This is a genomic window from Streptomyces sp. MK37H, assembly GCF_018035285.1.
GTDB classification, from domain to species: Bacteria; Actinomycetota; Actinomycetes; order Streptomycetales; family Streptomycetaceae; genus Streptomyces; species Streptomyces endocoffeicus.
This window is the reverse complement of the sequence record NZ_JAAAYH010000353.1, coordinates 1-9,511: the sequence shown is the minus strand read 5'-3', so window position 1 is coordinate 9,511 and position 9,511 is coordinate 1. Positions and strand designations below refer to the sequence as shown.

Genomic DNA, 9,511 nt, shown 5'->3' with positions numbered 1-9,511 from the left:
ACGCGCGTCCGGAGGTGGCGGCCGACGCGGGACGCGGAGGCCGCCGCCGGCCACACCCGCTGCACGCCGCGTACGGACCGGGCCCACGCCCCCACCCCGGCAGCCGACAGGGCGCACACCCGTGCGCGCCCGAAGGCAGGGCCCAGAAACGCGGCGGCCAACGCGAGCGACGCGTGGCACACCGTCACCTGCCACATATACGGGGCCAGAGCCCCGGCTCCGCCGCCTCACCAGCACACTTCCGGCGGCCGACCGGGCGCCGACGCGCACGTCCGTGGGTAGCGGCCGACGCGAGACGCGGGTGACACCCGGCCCCGGGGCGCCGCGTGCGTACGTGGCGGACCGGGGCCCATGCCGAGCGCGGAGCGCATACGCAGTACCGTGCCCGGAACGTACTCGACCGTAACCGGAGGAGATCGCATGCGGATCGCCGGCACGACCGTCCTGCTCACCGGGGCCACCGGCGGCATCGGCCAGACACTGGCCCGCGCGTTCGCGGCCAAGGGCGCCAATCTGCTGCTCACCGGGCGCCGTGAGGAGGTGCTGCGGCCGCTGGCCGAGCGGCTGGGCGGCCGGGTGATCGTCGCCGATCTGGCCGAACGGACCGATGTGGAGCGGCTCGTCGAGGAGGCGGCGGACGCCCGGATCCTCATCGCCAACGCCGCGCTGCCCTCCAGCGGCCCGGTCCTGGACTACCGGCCCGAGGAGCTGGACCGCGCCCTCGACGTCAATCTGCGCGCCCCGATGCTGCTGTCCCGGCTGATGGCGCCGCGCATGGTGGAGGCGGGCTCCGGCCATCTGGTGATGATCGGCTCGCTGTCGGGCCGTACGGCCTCCCCCGGCGCGGCGCTCTACAACGCGGCCAAGTTCGGGCTGCGCGGCTTCACCCTCGGGCTGCGGCAGGATCTGCACGGCACGGGGGTCGGGGTCTCGCTGGTGCAGCCCGGATTCGTGGGCGACGCCGGGATGTTCGCCGACGCGGGCACGTCCCTGCCCACCGGGGTCCGTACGATCTCCTCCCGGCGGGTGGCGGCCGCGACGATCCGGGCGATCGAGCGGAACCGGGCCGAGGTGAACGTGGCCCCGCTGGAGCTGCGCCTGGGCAGCGCCATCGGCGGGCTGTTCCCGAGCATCGCCGAGCGGGCCCAGCGGGGCGCCGGCGCCGGCGATACGTCCCGTCAGCTCGCCGACGGGCAACGCGACAAGCGATAGCCCACACGCGCGCCCGGACGCCACGGCCCTGTGCGCGGGCGGTGTCGTTGGCCTTTCCGTCAATGACCCGCCCGCGCGCGGGTCATTGACACCGCCCAGCCCCCGTGCCAAAGTTTCGCGACCCTGGTAGACAACGTTGTCAGACGGAGGTGCGTCCCATGCGGTCGCTGATCGGTGGAATCCGTGCGCGCGCTGCGGGCACGGTCGCGGGCGTGATGACGGCGGCGCTGCTGGGCGGCGGTCTGCTGGGGCCACCGGGCGCCGCGGCCGCCCCCTCGGCCGCGTCCCCTCCGGCCGACCCCACCTCGCTGGTCCATCCGTTCGTGGGCACCGAGAACTTCGGCAACACCTTCCCCGGGGCGAGCGCCCCGTTCGGCATGGTCCAGGTCAGCCCGGACACCGGCGGCCAGGGCGGCTACGACTACGACCAGAACGCCATCCACGGCTTCAGCCAGACCCATCTGTCCGGGGTCGGCTGCGGGGTGGCGGGCGAGCTGCCCATCATGCCGACGACCGGCGCGGTCAGCGACGTCGACCCGGACCACTACCGCTCCACCTACAGCCATGACGACGAGGAGGCCACCCCGGGCTACTACCGGGTGGGCCTGAAGTCCTACGGCATCGACGCCGAGCTGACCGCCACTCAGCGCACCGGCTGGCAGCGCTACACCTTCCCGGCCACCGGCGCGGCCAATGTGCTGTTCAACACCGGCAAGGCCAATCAGAAGGTCTTCGGCTCCGAGATCCGCGTGGTCGGCGACCGGACCGTCGAGGGCCGGGTGGAGGCCGGGAACTTCTGCGCCGGGAAGGACCGGCACACCGTCTACTTCACCGCCACCTTCGACCGCCCCTTCGCCTCCTACGGCACCTGGCGCGGCACCACCCCCACCCCCGGCTCCCGCGAGGCGGCGGGCGAGGGCGGCAACGGCGCCTGGGCCACCTTCGACGCGACCCAGGACCGGGATGTGGTGGTCAAGGTCGGGCTGTCGTACACCGGCCCTGAGGGCGCCCGCAAGAACCTCGTGGCGGAGACCGGGGACTCCTACGACTTCGACGCCACCCGCGCCGCGCTGCACGACACCTGGCGGAAGAAGCTCGACGCGATCCGGGTCGGCGGCGGCACCGAGGAGCGGCAGCGCGCCTTCTACACCGCGCTGTACCACGCCCAGCTGCACCCCAATGTGGCGGGCGACGTGGACGGCCGCTACACCGGTTTCGACGGCGCGACCCACACCGCCTCCGGCTACACCCCGTACCAGAACTTCTCGCTGTGGGACACCTACCGGCCGCAGAACCAGCTGCTGGAGATGGTGGAGCCGGGGGTGGCCCGCGATGTCGCGCTGTCGGTGGTCGCCATCGGCCGGGACGGCGGCTGGCTGCCGCGCTGGGCGCTGGCCAACAGCGAGACCAACATCATGACGGGTGACCCGGTGACCCCCTTCCTCGTCGAGGCGTGGTCCAAGGGTCTGCTGGCCGGGCACGAGGACGAGGCGTACGCGCTGCTGAAGAAGAACGCCACCAGCACCCCGCCCGCCGACTCGCCCTACAACGGCCGCTCCGGAGTGGACTACTACCGCGAGCTGGGCTACGTCCCCTCGGGGCTGAAGCTCGGCACCGACTGCGCCGACAAGGGCGGCGACAACGACTGCGTCCACCCCGCCTCGGCCACCCTGGAGTACTCGGCCGCGGACGCCGCGCTCGCCCTGATGGCGCGCGGGCTCGGGCACCGCGCCGACGCCCGGATGTTCGCCGAGCGCGGCCAGACGTACCGCACGCTGTGGGACGCCTCGATCGGGCAGTTCCGGCCGCGCACGGCCGACGGTGCGTGGGTGACCCCGTACGACCAGGTGGAGGCGGGCCGGCAGTTCCACGAGGGCGGCGCCTACCAGTACCAGTGGCTGGTGCCGCAGGACCCGGCCGGGCTCGTGGGGCTGATGGGCGGCAGGAGCGCGACCGAGAAGCGGCTGGACGACTTCTTCGCCTACGGCAAGCTGCTCACCGACCCGGCGGGCACGGCCCGTAAGGACTGGATCTCCGCCCCGTACGACTACTACGGCAAGCCCACCTACAACCCCAACAACGAGCCCGATCTGCACGCCCCGTACATGTATCTGTGGGCGGGCGCGCCCGCGAAGGCGGCGACCGTGGTGCGGGCGGCGATGACCCTGTTCACCACCGGGCCGGACGGGATGACCGGCAATGACGATCTCGGCACCATGTCGGCCTGGTACGTCTTCTCCTCGCTGGGTCTGTACCCGACGATGAGCGGCGGGGACTTCCTCTCCCTGTCCAGCCCGCAGTTCTCCTCGGCCGTGGTCCGTATCGGGCACTACGGCACCCGGCAGGGCGGCACGCTCACGGTCACCGCGCCGGGCGCGAGCGACGCCAAGCGGTATGTCCGGAGTGTGTCGCTGAACGGCCGGAACGTGGCTCGGACTTGGCTGGGCTGGGACCAGGTGGCCCACGGCGGGAAGCTGGCCCACCGGCTGTCCACCGAGCCCTCGTCCTGGGGCACCGGCCGGGGCGCGGAACCGCCGTCGGTGGGCGCCACCCGCAAGGGCTGATACCGGCCGGTTGTGGTGTAGGTTCTATGGCCCGCCTGGACACACGGGCCATGGGGGATGTGGTCGAGCGAGGGAGCGGTGTCCATGCGTGCTGTGGTGTTCGACGAGTTCGGGCGCCGGCCCGAGGTCCGGAGCGTCGAGGACCCCGCTCCCTCCCCGCGCGGCGCGGTGATCCGCGTCGAGGCCACCGGACTGTGCCGCAGCGACTGGCACGGCTGGATGGGGCACGACCCGGACATCCGGCTGCCGCACGTCCCCGGCCATGAGCTGGCGGGGGTGATAGAGGGGGTCGGCCCCGATGTCCTCAACTGGCGCCCGGGACAGCGGGTCACCGTGCCGTTCGTGTGCGCCTGCGGGCGCTGTGCCGCCTGTGCGGAGGGCGCCCAGCAGGTGTGCGAGCGGCAGACGCAGCCGGGATTCACCCACTGGGGCTCGTTCGCCGAGTACGTGGCGATCGAGAACGCCGATGTGAACCTGGTCGGGATACGCAACGAGCTGTCGTTCACCACGGCCGCCGGTCTGGGCTGCCGCTTCGCGACCGCCTTCCGCGCCGTCGTCGCCCAGGGCCGGGTGGCGCCGGGCGAATGGGTCGCGGTGCACGGCTGCGGTGGGGTGGGGCTCTCCGCGGTGATGATCGCCGCCGCGGCCGGGGCCCGGGTGGTGGCGGTGGACATCTCGCCGGAGGCACTCGCCCTCGCGGCCCGGTTCGGCGCGGCGGTGTGCGTGGACGTGGCGTCCACCCTGGGCTCGGTGGCGGAGGCGGTCGCGGACGCGACGGGCGGCGGCGCCCATGTCTCGCTCGACGCGCTGGGCTCCCCGCGGACCTGTGCGGCGTCCATCAAGAGCCTGCGCCGCCACGGCCGCCATGTCCAGGTCGGGCTGCTGCCCCCGGCCGCCGGGACCCCGATGATCCCGATGGACCGGGTCATCGCCCTGGAGCTGCGGCTGCTGGGCAGCCATGGCATGGCCGCCCACGACTACGGCCCGATGATGGAGATGGTCGAGGCCGGTTCGCTGCGGCCGGATCTGCTGGTCACCGATGTCATCGGGCTGGACGCGGTCCCGGAGGCGCTGTCCACGATGGCCTCCGGGGGCAGGGGCGGGGTCACGGTCATCGAACCGCACCGCCCGCCCCTGGCCGGGAGCTGACGGACTGCCTTGGCTGGGGCCGCCACGCCGATGCCTTCGCCACGAGGGTCAGAGCGGCACGGCGCCCGTCACCAGCGCCGCGGCGGTCATCACCAGCGTGGTTCCGAAGGCCCAGCGGAAGAGGAAGCGCTGGTGCTCCCCGAGCTGTACGCCGCTCATGCTCAGGAGGATGAAGGTCGCGGCGGTGAGCGGGCTCAGCGGGAAGCCGGTGGTCATCTGGCCGAGGACGGCGGCGCGGGCGATCTCGGCGTGGCCGGTGCCGAAGGCGTCGGCGGTCCCGGCGAGCACCGGCAGCACCCCGAAGTAGTAGGCGTCCGGGGTGAGGACGAGGCTCAGCGGCATGCTGGTGACGGCCACGAGCACCGGCAGATGGCCGCCGAGCCCGTCGGGGATGATGTCGACCAGCGCCTCGGCCATCTTCCCGATCATCCCGGTGCCGCCGAGGATGCCGGTGAACACCCCGGCCGCGAAGATCATGGTGATGACGAGCACCACGCTCTTGCCGTGCTTCTCCAGCAGCTCCTGCTGGTCCTCCCAGCGGGGGTGGTTGACCAGCAGCGCGAGGACGAAGGCGAAGACGAAGAGCACGGGCAGCGGCATGGCCTCCAGCACCAGGCAGACCAGCAGGGCCACGGTGAGCAGCAGATTGAAGACGGTGAGCGCGAGACCGGGACGGGCGGCGACCCGGGGTGTGCCGGGGCCGTCCCCGACCGCCACCTCGGTCCGTGGCGCGGGCTCGAGCGCGCCGAGCCGCCGCCGCTCACGGCGTCCGATGAGATACGCGGCGAGCAGCACCCAGGCGATACCGGCGGCGAGGGCGGGCAGCAGTGGCGTGATGATGTCGGAGGTGTCGATCTTCAGGGCCGCTGCGGCGCGGGCCGTCGGCCCGCCCCACGGGATCATGTTCATCACGCCCGCACCCAGGCCGACCACCCCGGCGAGCACCAGCCGGCTCATGCCCAGCCGCTGATAGACGGGGAGCAGCGCGGAGATGGTGATGATGAAGGTGGAGGCGCCATCGCCGTCGAGCCCCACGCATACGGTCAGAACGGCGGTGCCGACCGTGATCCGTACCGGGTCGTTCCTGGTGGCGCGCAGAATGCCGCGGATCAGCGGTTCGAAGAGGCCCGCGTCGATCATCAGGCTGAAGTAGAGCACCGCGAAGGCGATCATGATGCCGGTCGGGGCGACCTTGGACAGCCCGTCGAGCGCCATCGGGCCCAGTTCGTCGCCGTATCCGCCGATGACCGCGGTGACCACGGGCGTGAGGACGAGGGCCACCAGCACCGAGACCCGTTTGGTCATGGTGAGCAGCAGGAAGCCGCCGATCGTGCAGAACCCCAGTGCTGCCAGCATGGCCGCTCGCTTCCTCGTCCGGTCGGGTGCTGCCGAAGAGTTTCCGAGCGGGGAAAGATCCGCGTCCAGCATCGAACACGGATCTATCCATGCGTTTCGCGCAACAGTTCCCCTGCCCGGCCGCCGCGCATACGCTCACGGACCATGGACGTCACCCTGCGCCAGCTGACCGCGTACGCGGCGGTCGCGCGCGCCGTGAGCTTCACCGCGGCCGCCGCCGAACTGCATGTGTCCCAGTCGTCGCTGAGCCGTGCGGTCGCCGATCTGGAACGGACGCTGGGGATGCGGCTGCTGGAGCGGGACACCCGCAATGTGCGGCTCACCCCGGCGGGCGCCGAGGCGCTGCGCATCGCCGACCAGATCCTCTCCGCGCACCGCGCGGGCCTGGCCCAGCTGGGGCGCTACGGCGCCGGTGAGCGCGGTGCGGTGGCCCTGGCGACCCTGCCCTCGGTCGCGGCCGTGCTGCTCCCGCCGGTGATCTCCGCCTTCCGCGCGCGGCGCCCGGAGATGACCGTACGGCTGCTGGACGGGCTGGAGCGCTCGGTGCTGGACCGGGTGGTCGACGGGGACGCCGACTTCGCGGTCAGCACGGTGGCCCGGCGCGCCCCGGGCGTCACGCTTCGGCCGCTGGTGCGGGACCGCTTCGACGCGGTGCTCCCGGAGCACCATCCGCTGGCCGAGCGGGCGGAGGTGACCTGGGAGGAGCTGGGCCGGGAGCCGTTCCTCGCGGTGGGCACCGACTCCAGTGTGCGCCGGATGACCGACGCGGCCTTCGCCCAGGCCGGGATGGAGGCGAACCCGGCGACCGAGGCGTCGAACGTGGCCACGGTGGGCGGGCTGGTGGCGGCCGGGCTCGGCGTCTCCGCGCTGCCCGCCCTGGTCCATCCGCTGATGGTGCCGGGCCGGCTGGTGCGGCGCCCGCTGGTGGGGCCGGTGGTGGAGCGCCGGCTGTACGTCGTCCTGCCGACGCGCCGCACGCTTCCGCCGGGGGCGCGCCGCTTTCTGGAGCAGTTGGAGGAGTTCCGCTCCGCGGCGGACGCCTTGCCGGCGGGGGTGGTGTGGGAGGAGGCGGGCGAGGACCGGTGAGGGCGGGCACCGCCGTTTGGGGGCGATCCTTGCGGGACACCTTTGCGAGATCCGCATGAATTGATCCCTCTTCATTGCTGGACGCGCATACGCCCCGCCCCGCAGCCTGGCCGCATGGAGGACCAGACCAGCACAGGGCAGGGACAACTCACAGGGCTGAAGGTGGTGGAGTTCGCCCATGTGGTCGCGGGCCCCCTCGCTGGGGGGATGCTCGCCGACCAGGGCGCGGACGTCGTCCACGTGGAGCCGCCGGGCTCCGGAGACGCGGCGCGGGCGATGGGCCCGCGGCGCGACGGCGTATCGCTCTGGTTCAAGGTGGCGGGCCGCAACAAGCGCTCGGTGACCCTGGATCTGCACCACGAGGAGGGCCGGGAGGTCGCCCGGGAGCTGATCGCCTGGGCCGATGTGGTGATCGTGACGCTCCGGGCGGGCCGGCTGCGCGCCTGGGGCCTGGACTGGGAGGCCGTCCACGCGCTCAACCCCACCGCGATCCTGCTGCAGATCTCCGGTTTCGGCGCGACCTCCTCGCGGGCCGACGCCCCCGGCTTCGGGAAGATGGGCGAGGCCCGCAGCGGGGTGGTCCATCTGACCGGCTTCCCCGAAGGCCCGCCCGTGCACACCGGCTTCTCGCACGGCGACGCGGTCACCGGGCTGATGGGCGCGTTCGCGGTCCTGGCCGCGCTGCACCGCCGTGACACCGATCCGGACTCCTTCGACGGCGAGTGGATCGACCTGGCGCTCTTCGAGCCGCTGTACCGCCTGGTGGAGTGGCAGATCATCGCGTACGACCAGCTCGGTACGGCCCCCGAGCGGGCGGGCAACCAGCTGGCCGTCGCCCCGGCCGCCGTCATCAACACCTACCGCAGCGCCGACGGCGACTGGCTCACCGTCACCTCCGCCACCACCCGCTCGGTGCGCAATGTGGTGCGGCTGCTGGGCCTGCCCGACGAGGAGTTCGCCACCGTGGAGCAGCAGCACGCGGGGCGCGAGCGGCTCGACGCGGCGCTGCGGGAGTGGGTGGCGGCGCGCCCGGCGGCCGAGTGCCTCGCGGCGTTCGAGCGGGCCGAGGTGGTGGCCTCGCGGGTGTTCACCGCCGCCGACATCGTCGCCGACCCGGTCTACGCCGAACGCGAGGACATCATCACGGTGGACGACCCCGACCTCGGCCCGGTGCGGATGCAGTCGGTGATCCCGCGCTTCCACCGCTCCCCCGGCGCGGTGTGGCGGACCGGCCCCGCGCTCGGCGCGGACAACGCGCTGGTCTACGGGGAGTGGCTGGGCATCGACGGCGGACGGCTGGCGAAGCTGGAGGCAGAGGGTGTCATCTGACGGTGTGACGGGCGTGACGGGTTTGACGAGCGTGACGGGCGTGACGACGCATCGCGTCCCCCTGCGCTCCCTGCTCTTCGTGCCCGGCAGCCGGGCCGACTGGCTGCCCAAGGCGGAGGCGGCGGGCGCAGACGCGGCCATCCTCGACCTGGAGGACGCCGTCCCGGAGGACGGCAAGGCGGCGGCGCGGGAGGCGGCGGCCGCGGCCGTCGACCGGGCGGCCGCCACGCCCCCCGGTCCCATGCGGCTGCTCGTACGGATCAACGCGCTGGACCGCGCGGCGGGCTGGCAGGGCGCCGACGAGCTGCGGGCGGTGGCCCGTCCCGGGCTCTACGGCATCGTGCTGCCCAAGGTGAGCGGCCCCGAGGACGTGATCACCGCCGACCGGCTACTGGCCTGGTGCGAGCGCGAACACGGCCTGCCCGAGGGCCATTTCGCCCTGCTGCCGCTGCTGGAGACGGCACGCGGGCTGCGCGAGGCGTACGCCATCGGCCGGGCCGCCGCCCGGATCGCCCACCTGGGCGCGGTGGCCGCCCCGGGCGGGGATGTGGAGCGGGCGATCGGCTACCGCTGGAGCCCGGAGGGCGAGGAGACCCGTGAACTGCGGGCCCGGGCGCTGCTGGACGCCCGCGCCGCGGACCGCCCCCATCCGGTGGCCGGGCTATGGGCGGATGTGGCGGACCTCGCGGGGCTACGGCGCTTCGCGCAGCAGAACCGTGCGCTGGGGTATGAGGGGATGGCGGTGATCCACCCGTCGCATGTGCCGGTGGTCAACGAGGTGTTCTCGCCGGACGCGGAGGAGCTGGCCCGCTGCC

The 9,511-nt window shown here is 73.2% G+C and carries 8 protein-coding genes; 6 read left to right on the top strand and 2 right to left on the bottom strand.

Annotation, left to right across the window (positions count from 1 at the left end):
• Window positions 1-188 (bottom strand): hypothetical protein (locus GWI24_RS33870; RefSeq protein ID WP_210949883.1); only part of this gene is annotated, 188 nt, incomplete at its 3' end.
• Window positions 189-420: 232 nt separating this feature from the next.
• Between GWI24_RS33870 and GWI24_RS33865 the strand changes: the two genes are divergently transcribed.
• The 3 genes from GWI24_RS33865 (at window position 421) to GWI24_RS33855 (ending at window position 4,925) form a co-directional block, all read left to right on the top strand.
• Window positions 421-1,212, top strand: a complete 792-nt coding sequence (locus tag GWI24_RS33865) for an SDR family oxidoreductase (protein ID WP_210949882.1) — start codon at window positions 421-423, stop codon at window positions 1,210-1,212.
• 158 nt (window positions 1,213-1,370) lie between these two features.
• A complete protein-coding gene (locus GWI24_RS33860) occupies window positions 1,371-3,776 on the top strand; it encodes a GH92 family glycosyl hydrolase (RefSeq protein ID WP_210949881.1) in 2,406 nt (801 codons plus the stop codon).
• Between the two features lie 84 nt (window positions 3,777-3,860).
• Window positions 3,861-4,925: a zinc-dependent alcohol dehydrogenase family protein gene (locus GWI24_RS33855; protein WP_210949880.1), complete on the top strand. Its 1,065-nt coding sequence runs from the start codon at window positions 3,861-3,863 to the stop codon at window positions 4,923-4,925.
• 48 nt (window positions 4,926-4,973) lie between these two features.
• On the opposite strand, the gene GWI24_RS33850 is transcribed toward GWI24_RS33855, so the two are convergent.
• Window positions 4,974-6,281, bottom strand: a complete 1,308-nt coding sequence (locus GWI24_RS33850; protein WP_210949879.1) for a CitMHS family transporter — start codon at window positions 6,279-6,281, stop codon at window positions 4,974-4,976.
• Window positions 6,282-6,425: 144 nt separating this feature from the next.
• Between GWI24_RS33850 and GWI24_RS33845 the strand changes: the two genes are divergently transcribed.
• The 3 genes from GWI24_RS33845 to GWI24_RS33835 all read left to right on the top strand — a co-directional run.
• Window positions 6,426-7,367, top strand: coding sequence for a LysR family transcriptional regulator (locus GWI24_RS33845; RefSeq protein ID WP_210949878.1), 942 nt, complete (start codon window positions 6,426-6,428; stop codon window positions 7,365-7,367).
• 114 nt (window positions 7,368-7,481) lie between these two features.
• A complete protein-coding gene (locus tag GWI24_RS33840; protein ID WP_210949877.1) occupies window positions 7,482-8,696 on the top strand; it encodes a CaiB/BaiF CoA-transferase family protein in 1,215 nt (404 codons plus the stop codon).
• A gap of 40 nt (window positions 8,697-8,736) precedes the next feature.
• Window positions 8,737-9,511 (top strand): aldolase/citrate lyase family protein (locus GWI24_RS33835; RefSeq protein WP_308344177.1); only part of this gene is annotated, 775 nt, incomplete at its 3' end.